Source organism: Microbacterium sp. NPDC058389, from assembly GCF_042722305.1.
Taxonomy (GTDB): domain Bacteria; phylum Actinomycetota; class Actinomycetes; order Actinomycetales; family Microbacteriaceae; genus Microbacterium.
In genome coordinates, this window is sequence record NZ_JBHXJQ010000001.1 from 106,902 (window position 1) to 122,288 (window position 15,387).

The 15,387-nt window shown below is 70.1% G+C and carries 22 protein-coding genes and 1 pseudogene; 17 read left to right on the plus strand and 6 right to left on the minus strand.

The features are described from left to right. Positions 1-3: 3 nt before the first annotated feature. The 5 genes from ACFWJ8_RS00580 (at position 4) to ACFWJ8_RS00600 (ending at position 2,810) form a co-directional block, all read left to right on the plus strand. The gene (locus ACFWJ8_RS00580) at positions 4-315 is read left to right on the plus strand and encodes a hypothetical protein (RefSeq protein ID WP_378807723.1); all 312 of its coding nucleotides are present in this window, start codon (positions 4-6) and stop codon (positions 313-315) included. Beyond that, positions 312-1,049 (plus strand): hypothetical protein, encoded by a 738-nt coding sequence (locus tag ACFWJ8_RS00585; protein WP_378807724.1) that lies wholly within the window; start codon positions 312-314, stop codon positions 1,047-1,049. The genes ACFWJ8_RS00580 and ACFWJ8_RS00585 overlap by 4 nt, the downstream gene beginning before the upstream one ends. Further along, on the plus strand, positions 1,046-1,570 hold the full coding sequence (locus ACFWJ8_RS00590; protein ID WP_378807726.1) for a hypothetical protein: 525 nt from the start codon (positions 1,046-1,048) through the stop codon (positions 1,568-1,570). The genes ACFWJ8_RS00585 and ACFWJ8_RS00590 overlap by 4 nt, the downstream gene beginning before the upstream one ends. After that, complete coding sequence (locus tag ACFWJ8_RS00595; protein ID WP_378807728.1) at positions 1,567-2,070, plus strand: hypothetical protein; 504 nt, start codon at positions 1,567-1,569, stop codon at positions 2,068-2,070. Before ACFWJ8_RS00590 ends, ACFWJ8_RS00595 begins: the two co-directional genes overlap by 4 nt. 527 nt (positions 2,071-2,597) lie before the next feature. Continuing rightward, positions 2,598-2,810, plus strand: a complete 213-nt coding sequence (locus ACFWJ8_RS00600) for a hypothetical protein (protein ID WP_378807730.1) — start codon at positions 2,598-2,600, stop codon at positions 2,808-2,810. Positions 2,811-2,821: 11 nt separating this feature from the next. Here the strand turns inward: ACFWJ8_RS00600 and ACFWJ8_RS00605 are convergent, their stop codons facing one another. The 3 genes from ACFWJ8_RS00605 to ACFWJ8_RS00615 form a co-directional block, all read right to left on the minus strand. Next, positions 2,822-3,082: a hypothetical protein gene (locus tag ACFWJ8_RS00605; RefSeq protein ID WP_378807732.1), complete on the minus strand. Its 261-nt coding sequence runs from the start codon at positions 3,080-3,082 to the stop codon at positions 2,822-2,824. Between the two features lie 208 nt (positions 3,083-3,290). Then, entirely contained in the window at positions 3,291-4,637 is a 1,347-nt protein-coding gene (locus tag ACFWJ8_RS00610; protein ID WP_378807735.1) for a DUF1254 domain-containing protein, read from the minus strand. A 109-nt stretch (positions 4,638-4,746) separates the two neighbouring features. Further along, positions 4,747-4,914, minus strand: a complete 168-nt coding sequence (locus ACFWJ8_RS00615; protein ID WP_378807737.1) for a hypothetical protein — start codon at positions 4,912-4,914, stop codon at positions 4,747-4,749. A gap of 32 nt (positions 4,915-4,946) precedes the next feature. Between ACFWJ8_RS00615 and ACFWJ8_RS00620 the strand changes: the two genes are divergently transcribed. The 10 genes and pseudogenes from ACFWJ8_RS00620 to ACFWJ8_RS00665 all read left to right on the plus strand — a co-directional run bounded on the left by ACFWJ8_RS00620 (position 4,947) and on the right by ACFWJ8_RS00665 (position 10,023). Beyond that, positions 4,947-5,504 (plus strand): hypothetical protein, encoded by a 558-nt coding sequence (locus tag ACFWJ8_RS00620; protein WP_378807738.1) that lies wholly within the window; start codon positions 4,947-4,949, stop codon positions 5,502-5,504. A 28-nt stretch (positions 5,505-5,532) separates the two neighbouring features. After that, a complete protein-coding gene (locus ACFWJ8_RS00625) occupies positions 5,533-5,718 on the plus strand; it encodes a hypothetical protein (protein WP_378807739.1) in 186 nt (61 codons plus the stop codon). A gap of 11 nt (positions 5,719-5,729) precedes the next feature. Continuing rightward, positions 5,730-5,909 carry a DUF3263 domain-containing protein gene (locus ACFWJ8_RS00630; protein WP_378807741.1) on the plus strand — a complete coding sequence of 60 codons (180 nt, stop codon included), beginning with the start codon at positions 5,730-5,732 and terminating at the stop codon, positions 5,907-5,909. 65 nt (positions 5,910-5,974) lie between these two features. Next, positions 5,975-6,676: pseudogene (locus ACFWJ8_RS00635) on the plus strand (CpaF family protein); the annotation flags it as partial. Beyond that, positions 6,673-7,533 carry a type II secretion system F family protein gene (locus ACFWJ8_RS00640; RefSeq protein ID WP_378807742.1) on the plus strand — a complete coding sequence of 287 codons (861 nt, stop codon included), beginning with the start codon at positions 6,673-6,675 and terminating at the stop codon, positions 7,531-7,533. The pseudogene ACFWJ8_RS00635 and the gene ACFWJ8_RS00640, both read left to right, overlap by 4 nt. Next, positions 7,530-8,459 carry a type II secretion system F family protein gene (locus ACFWJ8_RS00645; RefSeq protein WP_378807744.1) on the plus strand — a complete coding sequence of 310 codons (930 nt, stop codon included), beginning with the start codon at positions 7,530-7,532 and terminating at the stop codon, positions 8,457-8,459. The genes ACFWJ8_RS00640 and ACFWJ8_RS00645 overlap by 4 nt, the downstream gene beginning before the upstream one ends. A gap of 28 nt (positions 8,460-8,487) precedes the next feature. Next, on the plus strand, positions 8,488-8,682 hold the full coding sequence (locus ACFWJ8_RS00650; protein WP_378808639.1) for a hypothetical protein: 195 nt from the start codon (positions 8,488-8,490) through the stop codon (positions 8,680-8,682). A gap of 3 nt (positions 8,683-8,685) precedes the next feature. Then, entirely contained in the window at positions 8,686-9,120 is a 435-nt protein-coding gene (locus ACFWJ8_RS00655; protein ID WP_378807746.1) for a TadE/TadG family type IV pilus assembly protein, read from the plus strand. After that, a complete protein-coding gene (locus ACFWJ8_RS00660; RefSeq protein WP_378807748.1) occupies positions 9,095-9,577 on the plus strand; it encodes a TadE family protein in 483 nt (160 codons plus the stop codon). Before ACFWJ8_RS00655 ends, ACFWJ8_RS00660 begins: the two co-directional genes overlap by 26 nt. After that, a complete protein-coding gene (locus ACFWJ8_RS00665; RefSeq protein ID WP_378807749.1) occupies positions 9,574-10,023 on the plus strand; it encodes a pilus assembly protein TadG-related protein in 450 nt (149 codons plus the stop codon). The genes ACFWJ8_RS00660 and ACFWJ8_RS00665 overlap by 4 nt, the downstream gene beginning before the upstream one ends. 5 nt (positions 10,024-10,028) lie before the next feature. Here the strand turns inward: ACFWJ8_RS00665 and ACFWJ8_RS00670 are convergent, their stop codons facing one another. Then, positions 10,029-10,637 (minus strand): response regulator transcription factor, encoded by a 609-nt coding sequence (locus tag ACFWJ8_RS00670; protein ID WP_378807752.1) that lies wholly within the window; start codon positions 10,635-10,637, stop codon positions 10,029-10,031. 143 nt (positions 10,638-10,780) lie between these two features. Between ACFWJ8_RS00670 and ACFWJ8_RS00675 the strand changes: the two genes are divergently transcribed. Beyond that, entirely contained in the window at positions 10,781-12,667 is a 1,887-nt protein-coding gene (locus tag ACFWJ8_RS00675) for a hemagglutinin (RefSeq protein WP_378807754.1), read from the plus strand. A gap of 89 nt (positions 12,668-12,756) precedes the next feature. Here ACFWJ8_RS00675 and ACFWJ8_RS00680 read toward each other — a convergent pair whose 3' ends face one another. Beyond that, positions 12,757-13,149 carry a tautomerase family protein gene (locus ACFWJ8_RS00680; protein WP_378807755.1) on the minus strand — a complete coding sequence of 131 codons (393 nt, stop codon included), beginning with the start codon at positions 13,147-13,149 and terminating at the stop codon, positions 12,757-12,759. A 238-nt stretch (positions 13,150-13,387) separates the two neighbouring features. On the opposite strand from ACFWJ8_RS00680, the gene ACFWJ8_RS00685 reads away from it, so the two are divergent. Continuing rightward, complete coding sequence (locus ACFWJ8_RS00685; RefSeq protein WP_378807758.1) at positions 13,388-14,191, plus strand: serine protein kinase RIO; 804 nt, start codon at positions 13,388-13,390, stop codon at positions 14,189-14,191. A 49-nt stretch (positions 14,192-14,240) separates the two neighbouring features. Here ACFWJ8_RS00685 and ACFWJ8_RS00690 read toward each other — a convergent pair whose 3' ends face one another. Next, a complete protein-coding gene (locus ACFWJ8_RS00690) occupies positions 14,241-15,311 on the minus strand; it encodes a substrate-binding domain-containing protein (protein WP_378807759.1) in 1,071 nt (356 codons plus the stop codon). Positions 15,312-15,387: the final 76 nt, after the last annotated feature.

Sequence of the window (15,387 nt, forward strand, 5' to 3'; positions counted from 1 at the left end):
GCCATGGCGACGACCACTCAACACATCAACGCCCGCAGCGACGTCGACCTCCAGGAGCGCTTCATCGCCGTTGCCGAGCAGCGCGGTATCGGCGGCGCTCGTCAGTGGGTGCAACAGAACATGGGCCAACTCGTTACGGCGGAGGTCGACGGCGCGCAGACCGTCGCGGACGTGCACGCGTACGCAAAGGAGACGCGTGACCAGTACATCGCCGCGACTGCGCCGCCACCCGGGCTGAACCTCGGCGCGGTTACTGACACACACCTCGCGACGGCCATCACGGCCGTGCACGGAGAAGGGAGCAGCCCCGCATGACACCCCTCATCACACTCCGCCCCGGCCTGACGCTCGAGGCCGAGGCCGCCGCGGCATGGGCGCGCGCCGAGGCCGAGCTCGGCCGTCAGATCGACGTGAACCGGACCATCGCGGACTGGGACACCCAGATGCGCCTCTACCTCGCGTACCTGGCATACAAGGCAGGGACGGGCCCGTGGGCACCGCTGGCGCTGCACCCGTCGAAGTCGATGCACGTCATCGGCCTCGCCTCCGACAGCGACGACGGCAACAACCCCGCCGTCGTCGCGCTGCTCGCCCGCCACGGCTTCATCCGCACCGCGCTCGACGCAGGGGAGTGGTGGCACTTCGACTACATCCCGTCCCGCGACCAGTACCGCGGCACGGGGTTCCCCGCCGGATGGGCAGCCCGCCCGTTCGAACCGACCAAGCACAAGGAGGACGACACCATGTCGATCCAGATTCAGTGGAAGAAGTCCGGCCTCATCGCGCAGGTCGGCCCCGACTACTTCGCCGCCATGCCCGACATGGCCACCGCCAACATCGTGCGCAACGTGTCGTCCGTCGTCGACGAGCGCCACGTGCTCGACGACGTCGACGCGTTCCGGGTGACCGACAGCTACGGCATCCCGCGCGACGTCATCAAGCCCGGCTCGTACTGGTCCCGCGAGTACGCGAACCAGGCAGCAATCGCCGCGCTCACGAGGTCGGTGAGCACGCTCGACACCAAGATCGCCAAGGCGCTCGAGAAGTGACCGGCGGCCCGCACCGACCCGGGCACCCGGTGGTGTGGGTCGTCCTCAGCGCCGCCCTGCTCCTGGTCGGGCTCGTCGCACTCGGCTACCTCAACGCGGCCGACGGCACGCCGCTCGTCGACAGCCCGGCCACGATCATCGGGCCCGGGCTGCTGATGCTCGGCGGCGTGCTGTCTGCGGTCCTTCCGCCCATGCTTCGCACCCAGAAGGACGTCGCCGAGACCCGGGAGCACGTCGCGAACTCGCACGTCGATGACCAGGGCAACCCGATCATCATGCGCGACGAGATGGACGCCCGACACCGGGAGTCCATGGCTGCAATCGCGGAGATGCGTCGCCACGTCGACAGCAGGTTCGACGCGCAGGGCGCTGACATCCGCGGCGTGCGTCGCGACGTCGGCCGCCTCACCGACGCTGACACCCACCTCGACGGCCGCATCACCGCGATCGACGACAAGCTCGGCGCCCACCTGGAGTGGTCGCGCGAGTACGTCCAGAACCAAGAGAAGGAGAAGGAATGAACCTGGAGATTCCCACCGCGCCGGCCGGCGTGCTCGTGCTGCTGTCGTTCTTCGCGCCGTACGCTATCGCCGCGCTGAACGGCGTCCTGCCGTTCGTGAAGAGGTCGTGGCAGCGGAAGCTCGTTACCATCGTCGTCGCCTTGCTGCTGACGGCCATCGTGTTCGTGCTGTACTACGCGATCACGGCCGACACGATCCCGTCGTGGCCCGTGCTCGTGCTGCTGTCGCTGGTCGTGATCGCCACGTCCTACGCCCTCGTCACGAAGAACTCCGCCACCAAGATCGAGGAGAGGCTCTCCCCACCCATCGACGCCGGCACCGCAGATGGCACGACCGCCGCCGTGATCACCTCTCTTCCGGAGGCATCCGCGCCTAAGTTCCTCGGCGGCGCGGCGTTCACCATCGGACCGCTCCCGGAGATCACTTCTGCCGACGCCGGCGGAGCTCCGGCCGGCACCATCTGGCAGGCCCCTGACGGCACGTTGCACCGAGTCGTCTGAGTTAACGCCCACGCCATGAACGCCCTCACTCTCCTTCGCGGAGGGTGGGGGCGTTTCGTCGTTGGGGGCTACCGCTTTCCGCGACTGACCCCTAGCCTCGTGCACAGGGTCGTCGGTTCCACCCCCATGAGGCCGACGAGACTTAGGCTCGGCGACGCTGAGCGCCCTTCGGCACTTCGGGTGTGCCGCTCGCGTCGCTGGGTCGTCCTCCGCGCAGGCCACTGTCGCCGCCGGGGTGACAGTCGTACGATGACGGCTGAGAGAGCTTCGGTCGCGCTCGCAGACTGGGGATAGGTCGGCGGCGGGCCACAGATCAGGGTCCCGCCGCCGACCGCTCGCCCTCGCCTCGGGACTCGGGGGGTCGTCTCCATGGGCTCGGGCTTCGTCGCCACCCGGAGGGGCAGCCGCGCGCCCAGCGTGGGCAATGGCGAGCGGCTTGCACCACTATCGCGGCCACAGCGTCTGGGCGTCAAGGTTCACCCTCAGCAGGTGGCTGACCGGTGGCGCGCGCAGTGGATGATGGGACGATGACCGAGCGTCGCATGTCGTCCAGGGAGTTCGCCCGTCGGGTGGAAGCGGGCATCACGTTCGCGCAGAACCGATGGTCGAACGCGGACGACGAACTCCAGCTGCACCACGTCCTCGAACTCGGTGCGGCATTGAACGAGCAGGGCGTCGATGGCGCGAACGAGAAGGCGGCAGAGATCGAGAGCACACACCCTGACCTCAAGCGGCGGTAGGTCGGGCGCCGTTACGGGGCGCGGTGCACGCCTCTGTGGCGGCGCTCCTGCCCGACCTGCACCCACGGTCCGATGCCGTCGACTTCGGACCGCAGCGCGGCGCAGAGCGTGTGCGTGTGCTCACCGCCGTGGTAGCCGGCGAAGAGGCCCGCGGCCTCGGCGAGCACGTCCGTCCGCCTCCCCGCAGCGGCGCGCAACTCGGCGATCACCGGCTCCGGGTCGGCGGTGTATCGGTTGCGTGAGCAGATCGAGTCGAGCTCGATACTCAGCATCAGCGGCTTGCTCAGCCGCGGCCCACCTTGACCTCTGACCATGGGATATCTCCTCTCCCCGGCCGAGGACTCCAGGCTACGCCGCAACGGCTGACGGCTTGGCTGCGTCTGACACTGTCGGGCCGAACATCATGCAACACCGTGAACGCGGAGGGCCGCCCCGTCTGGTTCGACTGGGCGGCCCGTCGCTGCGAGACGGTGTGGGTGGTTACGCGGTGCGGTCGACTGCGGGCGGCTGCCAGGTGCCGTCGAGGATGCTCGGGGCTGGCCAGTAGGTGCGCAGGTAGAGGGTGAAGTCGTCCGCGGGCGCGGGCAGCCAGTTCGCGAGTTCGGTCGGGTCGGTGGGCGCCGTTCCACCGACGGTGAGCGTCAGACTCCCATCGTCGCCGAACGTGAGGTGCTTGTTCTTCGTCCCCAGGGAGTAGCGGTCCAGCTCGTTCGGGTGGAAGAAGTGGTGCTTGTTATAGACCGTGAGAGACCAGAAGCCCTGCACGGGTGGGATCTCATCGGCATCGAAGCGGACCGTGTAGGTGTTAGTCCCGTTGAGACGTGCACCCTGGGCATCGAGGTCGAGGTAGAAGTACGACGTCTCGTTGGGTGTGTTCACGAAGATGTTTGACTTGCCGACCGCGGTGCGCATCAGATAGTCCGTGCCGAAGCGGGCGCCCAGGCGCTGCGTCGTCCAGTTCGCCGCCAGCGGGATCCCGTAGTTGCGGAACTCGAACAACTCCCGCACCGTCGCATCCGCATCGAGCGCCGCCTGCTTCAACGCCGCGGCGATCGTGTCGTCCTCGGCGGCGGCGTCCAGCACCTCCCGGAACCATGCGTAGAGTGCTTCCTCGCCAGGACGTGCCGGGATCTCGTCGAGCACCGACGGCAGCAGGTCGAAGAACGTGTCCGGGTCAACCCATTGGGTTTCCTCGTCGCCGTCAGACGCCCCGTCGCCACCAAAGCTCGGGACCTGCGAGTAATCGATGACCTTCATGCTGCCGTCGAAGTCGGCGAGCGGGTACACGCTGACCTGGTTCACCACCGGCTGAACAGCGGCGCGATCCTCATCCGTGTCGTCCTGGAACACGCGCGGAATCACGATCCCGATGCGGGTGTCGTACCGGAAAACCCCCGCGATACCCTCGGGAACGTCGCCGTCCCAATCCTCGTGCGCGAGGAGATAGTGTCCCGGCTTCGTGCCATACATCTTCCCCAGCTCGACGAACGAATCCGTGCGCTGATTCACGATCTGGTACACCCAGAACCGGTCACCGAAATCGGGAACCTGCACGACAGCGGGTCCCCGCTGCGCGTCCAGAGCACCGAACCCGTAGACGACATCCTGGTTCGGGCACGCGACAACGCGTTCTTCCGGGCGGATGTAGTCGTGGAGCATGCCGATGTGATTCGGTGGCCCAGCCGGAACGATTCCCTTCAGCAGTCCCGGCTCGGGAACCTGCTCCATGATCGACAGCCGGTTGTGCATGTTGACCAGCGGCCAACCCCACGTAAACGCCGCGCGACCCACCTCAGCCGCGTACGCCGCCGTGACCTTCTGCTTCACACCTGACACAATGCCTCCGCCCATCGTCGTAATGCCGACAGCCTACGGCTCAGGACATCGGCCCAAGTGAAGCATGATCGTCAAACACACCACGCTTGTCAGACAGGCCTTAGCCGCCGTTGATAGCTGGTCCGCGGAACGCTGGCGGGATCCGGATCGGCATCGTCGGTGCGATCACGTGCCCGCACGACGGGCACGTCCACCCGCCGTCGATGTCACGCATGACGATGCCGTCGCGCGGGCAGCGCAGTTGCGCGCCGTCGCCAAGGTCGTCCATGTCGTCGAGCGTACGCGGACCGCTCCGCTACGGTGAGGGCCATGCTCAAAAAGCTCGCGCCGCTGGCTGCCCTGCTCGTCGTTCTCACGGCCTGTGCGCCGCAGCCTCGGGCTGCGAACCCCAAGCCCACGTCGTCGGCCACACAGTCGGCCGCGCCGTCGCCGACACCCACTGCAACCGGGGCAGCGACGGGTGAGCTTCCAGAGGCGTGCGCCGCTTACGAGCCCACTCCTCTCGATCCCGCTGACGGTGGAGCGATCGGTGCCGCCGCCGAGACCGCCCAGCTAGGCGAGGACGTGCGACTCTTCCAGATTCAGGTCATCGACTCGACTGCCGAGCCGGGAATGTACGAGGCGGTCGCGCGAGTGTGTTCGTCGCCGCTCACGCGCGATCAGCTCGTCGACGCTGGGACGGCTATTGGCGCGGCGGTCTACGCGACGGCTTCGGCTCCCACTCTTGCGACGCTCGCGGTCGAAGCCTGGGAGCCCGGAGACAAGTACCTGCGGGAAGGCGAGACGATCGTTGCGCACGACTTCCAGTCCTACCTCTGGGACAACACGAACGGCGCGATCGACGCAGCCTGGGAGTGATGTCGGCGGGTCGTGATCTGATGCCGTGATGGGAACTCTGACGCTCAACCTCTTCAACGACGACGGCATCGTCCAGGTCGTCATCAACATCCCCGCCGAGTACGCCGGCCCCGACAAGCTGCCGGCCTTCGAGGCGGGGGTAGACGCTGCCGCCCGTGCCGTGTATGAAGCGCTCACCGGCGAGGCGCTCGACGCGGCGTCCGCCGCCGAGTGAGTACGGGGGAGTTGCTCGACTTCGAGCGCGCGTGGCCGCGCCACACCGGCGCCAAGGAAGAAGCGATCATCGGGCGTCTCGGGTTGAAGCCCGCACGGTACTACCAGCTACTCCGACGGGCCGCGGTATCGCTCGAAGGCCAGGCGCACGACCCCTTCACCGCGCGACGCGTTCTGCGCCGCGCTGCCTGACGAAAAGCCCCCTCTTGCCTGAGCGAGAGGGGGCCTTCTCTGTTGTCGGGTAGCGCACAACAGGGCACGTGGTGATCCCTGACATCACCCGCCGGCACTGGGCGGTCAACATCCGCAAGTTCCTCCCCGCCTTCCGCGATCTCGGACGCCTTGTCGCGGCGGGTTCGCTCGCCCCCGAGGCGGCGGGCCTGCTGCGTGACGCCATGGTCGATGGCCGGTCGGTGCTCGTCTCCGGCGCCACCCACGCAGGCAAGACGACGCTGCTCGGTGCGCTCATCGCCGCGTGCCCGCCCGCGCACCGCATCGTCACGGTGGAGGAGACGTTCGAGCTCGCCGTCGCCGCGCCCGACATCGTGTCGCTCCAGGGCCGGCAGCCGAGCCTCGAGGGGACCGGGGAGGTCACGCTCCGGCGCCTCGTGAAGGAGGCGCTGCGCATGCGCCCCGACCGTCTCGTCGTCGGCGAGGTGCGCGACGCCGAGGCGCTCGACCTGCTGCTCGCGCTGAACACCGGCGTTCCCGGTGCAGCCACGATCCACGCCAACTCTGCGCGAGAGGCGCTCGGCAAGCTCGCGGCCCTCCCGCTGCTGGCCGGGCGCAACATCGACTCGGCCTTCGTGCAGCCTGCGGTGGCGGCATCCGTCGATCTCGTCGCCCACTGCGAACGCGACGCGGGCGGTGCGCGTCGCGTCGTCGAGATCGTCGCGCCGACCGGGATCGAGGACGGGGTCGTCACGGCACGCACGCTGTACCTGGCAGGCGCGGCATGACATTCGTGTGGGGCGCGGTGCTCGCGGCAGGACTGCTGCTCGTGCTCTCGCCGTGGCTGTGGCCGGCGGGTCGGCGCGTCGCCGAGCAGCCCGCCCGGCGCGGCCCGCTCGCACGCCTCCTCGAGGACGCCGGGATGTCGCGGACGTCGCCGACGTCGCTCCTCGTCGTCGCCGTCGTGTGTGCGGTCGTGCTCGCCGCGGTCGCCTGGCTCATCGCCCCGGTGCCGGCGCTCGCGCTGGTCGCCGGGGCCGCAGGGGCGATCGCGCCGTTCACGTGGCTGCGAGCCCGCTGCTCGCGGCTCATGCGCGTCCGACGAGGTCTGTGGCCGGACGTGTGCGATCTGCTCATCGCCTCGGTGCGGGCGGGGATGTCGCTCCCGGACGCGGTGTCGAGCCTGGCCGAGTCCGCGCCCGCCGAGCTTCGCCCCGCCTTCGCGGGCTTCTCGCGCGACATGGCCGCCTCGGGTCACTTCGACTCCAGCATCCTGCGGCTGAAGGTGAACCTGGCCGACCCCGTGGCGGATCGGATCGTCGAGACGCTCCGGATGGCACGTCAGGTCGGCGGCACCGAGCTGACGGCGGTGCTCCGCGCCCTCGCCGCATCGGTGCGCGCCGACGCCGCCCTGCGTGCCGAGGTCGAGTCGCGGCAGTCGTGGATCCGGGGTGCGGCCGTGCTCGGCGTCGTCGCGCCGTGGGTGATCCTCGCGCTCCTCGCGATGCGCCCCGAGGGTGCCCGTGCCTATGCGAGTCCCACCGGCATCGCACTCATCCTCGTCGGGGCCGCCGTGTCTTTCGTCGCGTACCGGCTCATGCTCCGGCTCGGCCGGCTTCCCGAACCGCGGAGGTGGTTCGGATGATGGCCCTCGCTGCGACCGACCTCGCCTTCGCGATCGTGCTCGGCACGGCGTTCGGCGCCGGCGTGTGCCTGCTCGTCTCTCTCGCCCCGCGATGGGGAGCGCCGACCCTGGCACGCCGCATCGCCCCTTACATCCGCGACGTGACCGATGCCCGCGGCATCGACGTCACGGGCGGCGTCTCCGCCGCTGCAGGGACGTGGGCGCCCGTGCTGCGGCTGCGGCTGATGCGCCTCGCGGGCGGCGACGCCGAGCTCGCACAACGGCTGCACCGCGCCGGGTGGAGCATCGACGCGGCGCGCTTCCGCGTCCGGCAGCTCGCGTGGGCGATCGTGGGCCTGGCGCTCGGCGGTGTGGCGGTCGTCGCGCTGGTGCTCGTCGGTCGCGGTTCGCCCGCACTCGGCCTGCTGCCTCCGGTCGCCGCCGTGGCCGGAGTGCTCGGCTGCGACGCCTGGCTCACCCGTGCCGCCCGCAACCGGGCCGCGCGCATCGAGGAGGAGCTTCCGACGGTGCTGGAGTTCCTGTCGCTGTGCCTGTCGGCCGGCGAGGGCATCCTCGACTCGCTGCGGCGCGTGAGCGAGGTCGGGGCCGGGGAGCTCACGACCGAACTGCGGGGAGTCGTCGTGGCGGTCGGCACGGGCTCGCCGCTGTCCGAGTCCCTCACGCGGCTGGCCGCCGGGCTGGAGATCCCTGCCCTCACCCGCTCCGTCGACCAGCTCGTCGCGGCGATCGAACGCGGTGCGCCGCTCGCACACGTGCTGCAGGCACAGGCCCTCGATGCCCGCGAGGACGCCAAGCGCACGCTCATCGAGCGCGCCGGGCGCAAAGAGATCTACATGCTGTTCCCGCTCGTCTTCCTGATCCTTCCGTTGAGCGTGCTGTTCGCGGTCTTCCCGGGGATCTTCATGCTGCGACTCGGACTCGGCTGACGCCGGAAAGGAAACCATGAGAGATCGGATGCTGCGCCTCGTGGCGCGACTGCACGCGGCCGTCGACGACCTGGCCGACGACGAACGCGGCGACGTGCCCGGGTGGGTTCTCATCACGTTGATGACGGCAGGCCTGGTGGTCGTGATCTGGGCGCTGGCCGGACCGGCGCTGGCGGATCTGTTCGACCAGGCGCTCAAGCGCGTCTCGGGCGCGGGCCTCTAGACCGTGCGCGCCGCCGTCGCTCGTCTCGCCGCGGGCGTGCGCTCCCGGCTGCGGGCGGACCTCGGCGACGACACCGGCGCCAGCCCCGTCGAATTCGTGCTCGTCGGCGCGCTGCTGACCGCGCTCACGCTGGCGGTGCTCCAGTTCGGGCTGGCGGTGTACGTGCGCAACGTCGTGCACGATGCCGCGGTCGAGGGCGCGTACGAGGCGGCGCTCGCCGACACGACGCTCGACGACGGCGTGCGCCGCACGCGCGACATCCTGACGCGCACGGTGGGCGCCGAGTACGCGACCGACGTCCGCGTCCGCGAGACCACTGCTCTCGGTCACGATGCGGTCGAGGTGCGGGTCACGACCACGCTGCCCCTTGTCGGGCTGCTGGGTGCGCCGCGCGCTCTGGAGGTGACGGCCCATGCGCCTGTCGAATCGTTCGACTGAGCGCGGGGTCCCCGTCGCGGAAGGAGCAGACGATCCTGAGAGCGGGTCCGCGGCGCTGGAGTTCATCCTCCTCGGCCTGCTGATGCTCGTCCCGCTCGTGTACCTCATCGTCGCGCTCGGCCTCGTCCAGGGCCAGAGCCTCGGCGCCGAGGCCGCGGCCCGGCACATCGCGCGAGCGGTGTCGACCGCCTCGGACGCAGCGGACGCACGCGGCCGCGCCGATGCGGTCCTCGCCGCCGTCTCGGACGAGTACGACCTCGACGACGTCGAACTCTCGGTCTCGTGCACGCCCGCGGGCGCCGAGTGCCCACGCGCCGGCGCGGCGCTCCACGTCACCGTCCGCACGACGGTCACGCTGCCGCTCGTCCCGCCGGTGCTCGGTCTCGATGATCTGGCGGTCATCCCGGTAGAGGCATCTTCGGTGCAGAAGGTCTCGCGCTTCTGGAGCGAGCAGTGAGAGCGCACGTGCGGCGCGCCCTGCACCGGGGCGCCCGGGGCGGGGCCGACGACGACGGGAGCGTCCTGCTCCTCACACTGGGTTACGGCATCCTGGCGATCGCCGTCGTGCTCGTGTGCACCGCGGCGACGAGCCTGTACCTCGCGCAGAAGGATCTCGATGCCGTCGCCGATGCCGCGGCGCTCGCCGCGGCGGACGGCTTCGAACTCACCGTGTCCGCGGACGGCGCGGTCGCGGCCCTCTCGGACGACGACGTCGAGCGAGAGGCACGGGCGATGATCGCCGAGATCGGCGGCGACGCCGGCCTCGTCTCGGCGACCTCGCCCGACGGCGCGTCGGCGAGAGTCACGGTGACCGGCACGTGGCACCCGCCGGTCGTCACGATGTTCGTGCCCGATGGCGTGAGGCTCGAGGCCACGGCGACGAGCCGCACGGCGCTCCGCTGATCCGCTCAGCCGGTCCCGTTGCCGTCGCCCGCGCGCGCCGCCAGCGCCACGGCCTCCATGCGCGAGTGCACGCCGAGCTTCATGAGCAGGTTCTGCATGTGCGCGCCGACGGTCTTGATGCTGATGCCCATGGCCGTCGCCACCTGCTTCTGCGTCAGGCCCTCCGTCGTGAGGGCCAGCACCTCGCGCTCGCGGTGCGTGAGCGACGACAGCCGGCGCAGATCGGCCGTGGCGTTGCGGGCGGGCCTCGTGCGCTCGATCAGTCGGCGCACGCGGGCGAGGAACTCCTCGGCATCCATCGTCTCCGCCGCGTAGTCGTCGGCGCCGACGAGCAGTCCCGCGACCACGTCCGCCGGCGTCACCCGCTCTGCCGATACGAGCACCGCCGGCATGTCGGGACCGTATCGGTCGCGCAGCTCGCGCAGGAACCCGCAGCCGCCGTCTTCGACCTCCAGAATGGCGACGGCCGGCGGCGTCGCGTTCAGCCAGGCGGCGGCATCCACCGACCGCCCGAAGGCCGCCGACGGCAGTCCGAGACGGCGCAGCAGTGCCACGTAGTCGGCCCTGACGTGGTCTCCGACGACTACGAGCGCGAATGCCTCTTCCGTGCCCACGATTCCCTCCCGAAATCGCGTGCCTCGCTTGGGACGGGCGCCTTAGGGAGTTTCCCCAAACTCACCGCGCGAACACCCGATGGTCTCGTCCCCACGCAGTCCCTAGCGTAAGCCCAGCACTGGCCTGGGGAAAGGGGAAAGCCATGCGCAAGGGGATGCGGCGCCGCGCGCTCGCCGCGGGAATCACCGGCTGTCTGGTCGTGGGGGTGATCGTCGGCACCGCGTCGGCGGCATCGGCCGCGGTCATCGGGCCGTACAACATCGACGGGAACGTGCCGGACGCCGGCACGACCTCCTACACCGACCCGGCGGGCAACACGAAGGAGCTCGGGCCGCTCAACTCCAGCACGACCAAGATCGGAGTCATCCACAAGGACGCCGTGCCCACGCTCGACCTCACCAACCCGAACGCCCAGGTCGACCTCAATCAGGTGTGGCTGGCGACCGCTCGCGTGAGCAGCAAGGACTATCTCTACTTCGCCTGGCAGCGCGACAAGGAGACCGGCAGCGGCTTCATCGCCTACGAGTTCATGAAGAACTCCGCACCCGCTGCGTGCGCGTACGGCACCGCGACCGAGGCGCAGCTGATCGCCAACTGCAACCCGTGGGCGAACCGTCAGGCGGGCGACTTCATGATCCTGTGGGACCAGCAGGGCGGCAGCACGACGCTGTACGTCCGCACCTGGTCCGGCACCGCGCCCAACCTCACGCTGAGCCCGCTGAGCGCGCTCCCCGCGGGCACGTACGACGCGAAGTACAGTCCGGACGGGTTCCGCGGCGAGGCCGCGATCAACCTCACCGACAACGGCATGGGATCGGGCGGGGCGTGCCTCGCGTTCGCCAACGTGATCCCGAGCACCGTCACCGGCAACTCCGACACCGCCGACTACAAGGACACCGTCCTGCAGAAGATCACGCTGAGCAACTGCGGCTCGTCGACGGTGACCACGCCTTCCGACACCGGCGGCCTGCCTCTCGGCGGGACGGTATCGATCGGCACGGGAGTCGTCGCGGTGAAGGACTCGGCCGTCGTGAGCCTCACCGGAGGTACGGCGACGCCGGCCGGATCGGTGGACTTCTGGCTCTGCAAGAAGGACTCCGGCACGTGCGACACCGGCGGGACGCATATCGGTCCGACGAACCTCAACGCCGCGGGCACCTACCCGCAGACGGTGCTGTCGCCGACCGCGTGGGTGACGTCGGCCGGCAGGTACTGCTGGCGCGCGGAGTTCTCCGGCGATCCGGCGAACAGCATCCCGGGCTCGAAGGACTCGAGCGCGGGCGAGTGCTTCACCGTCACCCCGGTGACGCCGACGCTGTCGACCACGGCGAGCGAGGACGTCGTCCTCGGCAACGCGGTGAGCGACCAGGCGGCGCTCGGCGGGACGGCCACGCAGCCGACGGCGAACATCATCGAGACGTCGGCGCCGCAGAACCTGACGCCGGCGGGCGGCAACATCGTGTTCAAGGCGTACGGACCGGGCGCGGTGTGCAGTGGCACACCGGCCTACACGTCCGGCCAGGTCACGGTGAGCGGTGACAACACGTACACGAACAGTCCCGCGTTCGTGCCCGCTGATCCGGGCACGTACCACTGGGTCGCCGTGTACAGCGGCTCGTCGCCGAACACCAACGGCGTGACGCACAACGCGAACTGCCAGGACGGCAACGAGGACGTCACGGTCAACACCGTGCCGACGTCGATGACGACCGCGCAGACGTGGGTGCCGAACGACTCGGCGACGGTGTCGGCCACGGCGGGCGGCAACGTCAAGGGCACCGTGACGTTCTCGCTGTTCGCGACGAGCAACTGCACGGGCGCGGTCGTCTACACCACCACCGCGTCGCTCGACGGGCCGTCTCCGCAGACGGGCTCGACGGCGAACACCACGGCGGTCAACGTGTCGGGCGACTACTCGTGGCAGGTCAGCTACCACAGTGACAACCCGGCGCAGCGGCACATCGCGGCAAGCTGCCACGAGACGTCGTCCCTGACGATCGCGAACGGAGGTACCGCGACGAGCGACTGAGGATCCCGTCCCCCGTACGGGATGCGGCGGCCGTGGGCGATGCCCACGGCCGCTGTCACGCGCACTGCAGGACGCGCCCGCAGGACCCGCTACACCTCGACGGTGAAGCCGAGGTCGACGTCGGCAGCGGGGATGCCGCCGCTGCCCCAGTTCTCGAAACCGCTCTCGTGCAGCAGGATCGACACCTTGGCGCGCGGGATGCCGAGCAGCTCCAGCCGTTCGACGATCTCGCGGTACAGCGCACGCTTGGCCTCGAGCGAGCGGCCGGGGAAGCAGTCGATCGTCACGCGCGTGTACGCATCCGCGACGCCGGGTTCCGGGCCGTCGACCATGCGATGGGGTGCGTACGAGACGAGGCGGCTGAAGCGGTCCTCGACCGGGATCTTGAACGCCGACACGAGGCTCGCGTGGACCGCGTCGATGAGGGCGACTTCCTCGGCGGGGGAGTAGCCCCGCCGGACTTCGATGAGCACGCTCGGCATGTGCCAACGATAGGGGAGCGCGGCCGGACGCGCTTCGCGGGGGATGGATGCCGCACGGAGGGTTCGGCTAGAGTGAGCGCGATCGGTGCTCCGGCACCCCGGAACGGAAGGAGGTCGCATGATGGCTGCCTTTGTCGCGCCCCAGACCCTTTCCCTTCCCTTCGAGGTCGCCCGCACCCGTTGATCGTCGGCGGCCTCCTGTTCTGGAGTCCATCCGATGTCATCTGCACGCTTCGACGTGTCTTCCGCAATCCTGTCGCCGGAGCTCGAGCCCGGCCCCGATCAGCGCTGGTCCACGTGGCCGGCGTCTCCGCCCACGCAGCGGGGTCCGCTGCCGCATCCGGCGTGGGTCGTCACCGCTTCCGGCGCCTTCGACACCGAGCTCGGTGTCGTCAAGACCGGCAAGGAGGCCGACGTCCATCTCATCGAACGCGCCGTCCCGGGGACGCCGGGCGTCCTGCTGGCGGCGAAGCGCTACCGCAGCACCCACCACAGCGACTTCCACCGCTCCGGCTCGTACGAGGAGGGGCGCTCGATGCGCAACACGCGTGACGCGCGCGCTGTGCATCGCAAGACCGCGTACGGGCGCTCGGTGGCGGCCGGGCACTGGGCCGCGAGCGAGTTCGAGGCGCTGTGCCGCGCCTGGCGCGCCGGGGTGCCGGTGCCGTACCCCGTCCAGGTGAGCGACACCGAGGTGCTCATGGAGTTCATCGGCGACGGTCGAACTGCCGCGCCGCGGCTCGCGCAGAGCCGGCGACACGGTGACGAGCTCCGTGACGCGTTCGACCAGGTCGTCGCGATCCTCGCGGCGTTCGCGCGCGCGGGGTTCGCGCATGGCGACCTCTCGCCCTACAACCTGCTCGACCACGACGGCCGCATCGTGGTCATCGACCTGCCGCAGATCGTCGACGTCGCCGCGAACCCGCAGGGCTACGACTTCCTGTACCGCGACGTGGTCAACGTGTCGACGTGGTTCACGCGCCGTGGCTGGGAGAACGACCCCGAGGACGTCTTCGCCGAGCTCGTCGCGTTGATGTGGTGACGCGCATCGGCGTGGGGACTGGATGCCGCCGCCTCGCGCCGATGCCGCGTCACGTGGATTCGCGCACGTTGATGGCCGGGGTGAGCTGCACCCGCTGCGCGGGCGCGAGGTCGCGCTGCTCGAGGCGCATGAGGCACGCCTCGAGCGCGCGGCGGCCGACCGCGAGCTTGGGCGGCGCGATCGCGGTCAGCGGCACGGTGGCGAACGAGGCGATCTCGTCGTCGTAGGCGACGATCGCGAAGTCCTCGGGCACCCGCAGCCCGCGTCCTTCGGCGATGCCGAGGAGGCTCACCGCGAGATCGTCGGGCAGCACGACGGCGGCGTGGATGCCGGCATCCAGGCAGTCGTCGAGGAATGCGCGCAGCAGGTCCGACGTGGAGCCGTCGCCCCAGCGCAGCGACGGGGCGAAGACGACCGGTGCGTCGGCCATGCCGTGACGCCGGGTGGCGCGGGCGTGGCCGTCCGCGATCCACGGTGCGGTCGCGGTCTCTCGCAGCAGCAGCCCGACACCGCGGTGGCCGCGCTCGGCGAGGTGATCGACAGCGAGCTCCGCGCCGAATCCGTGGTCCGAGCGCACCGAGTCGACGCGGAGCGTGGTCGGTGCGCCGTCGGCGGAGCGCTCGACGAGCACGACCGGCGTGCGGATGTCGGCGATGGCCTGCCACGTCATGCCGTCGTCCACGCCGGGGCGCGCCGTGACGAGCATGATGGCGTCCGCGCCCCCGGCGTCGAGCCTCGCGAGCTGGTGGGTCTCTTCGCGCGGGTCGTAGTCGGTGGTGCCGAGCACGATGCGGATGCCGGCGCTCCGTGCTGCTTCGCCGACACCTCGGATGACGGGCGGGAAGTAGTACGCGGCATCCGGGACGATCAGGCCGATCGTTGCGACCGGCCGCGACGAGGACCCGATGCCGCGCGTGCCCACGGCGGGGGCGTCGGCGGTCTCGGGCAGGACCGCGCCGCCGTGCACGCGCCGGATGAGCCCGCGCTCGGCCAGGACGGCGAGGTCTCGCCGGATCGTCATGCCGCTGAGATCGGTGCGACGCGCGAAGTCGGCGACCTCGAGGCGACCGCGCATCACGATCTCGCGGAGGATGCGCTCGCGACGCTGCTCGGCGATCATCGGCTCACCCTAACGTGTGGATGTTCGGCATGTGCGTTCGTGTGCACTCGGGGAGCGGCATCCCGAGCATGCGGCG

Excerpts from the sequence above, each read along its gene's own strand:
- ACFWJ8_RS00580 (WP_378807723.1), top strand. The coding sequence starts at position 4 with ATGGCGACGACCACTCAACACATCAACGCCCGCAGCGACGTCGACCTC.
- ACFWJ8_RS00585 (WP_378807724.1), top strand. The coding sequence starts at position 312 with ATGACACCCCTCATCACACTCCGCCCCGGCCTGACGCTCGAGGCCGAG.
- ACFWJ8_RS00595 (WP_378807728.1), top strand. The coding sequence starts at position 1,567 with ATGAACCTGGAGATTCCCACCGCGCCGGCCGGCGTGCTCGTGCTGCTG.
- ACFWJ8_RS00600 (WP_378807730.1), top strand. The coding sequence starts at position 2,598 with ATGACCGAGCGTCGCATGTCGTCCAGGGAGTTCGCCCGTCGGGTGGAA.
- ACFWJ8_RS00605 (WP_378807732.1), bottom strand. The coding sequence starts at position 3,082 with ATGCTGAGTATCGAGCTCGACTCGATCTGCTCACGCAACCGATACACC.
- ACFWJ8_RS00615 (WP_378807737.1), bottom strand. The coding sequence starts at position 4,914 with ATGGACGACCTTGGCGACGGCGCGCAACTGCGCTGCCCGCGCGACGGC.
- ACFWJ8_RS00625 (WP_378807739.1), top strand. The coding sequence starts at position 5,533 with ATGGGAACTCTGACGCTCAACCTCTTCAACGACGACGGCATCGTCCAG.
- ACFWJ8_RS00640 (WP_378807742.1), top strand. The coding sequence starts at position 6,673 with ATGACATTCGTGTGGGGCGCGGTGCTCGCGGCAGGACTGCTGCTCGTG.
- ACFWJ8_RS00645 (WP_378807744.1), top strand. The coding sequence starts at position 7,530 with ATGATGGCCCTCGCTGCGACCGACCTCGCCTTCGCGATCGTGCTCGGC.
- ACFWJ8_RS00650 (WP_378808639.1), top strand. The coding sequence starts at position 8,488 with ATGCTGCGCCTCGTGGCGCGACTGCACGCGGCCGTCGACGACCTGGCC.
- ACFWJ8_RS00660 (WP_378807748.1), top strand. The coding sequence starts at position 9,095 with ATGCGCCTGTCGAATCGTTCGACTGAGCGCGGGGTCCCCGTCGCGGAA.
- ACFWJ8_RS00675 (WP_378807754.1), top strand. The coding sequence starts at position 10,781 with ATGCGCAAGGGGATGCGGCGCCGCGCGCTCGCCGCGGGAATCACCGGC.
- ACFWJ8_RS00680 (WP_378807755.1), bottom strand. The coding sequence starts at position 13,149 with ATGCCGAGCGTGCTCATCGAAGTCCGGCGGGGCTACTCCCCCGCCGAG.
- ACFWJ8_RS00690 (WP_378807759.1), bottom strand. The coding sequence starts at position 15,311 with ATGATCGCCGAGCAGCGTCGCGAGCGCATCCTCCGCGAGATCGTGATG.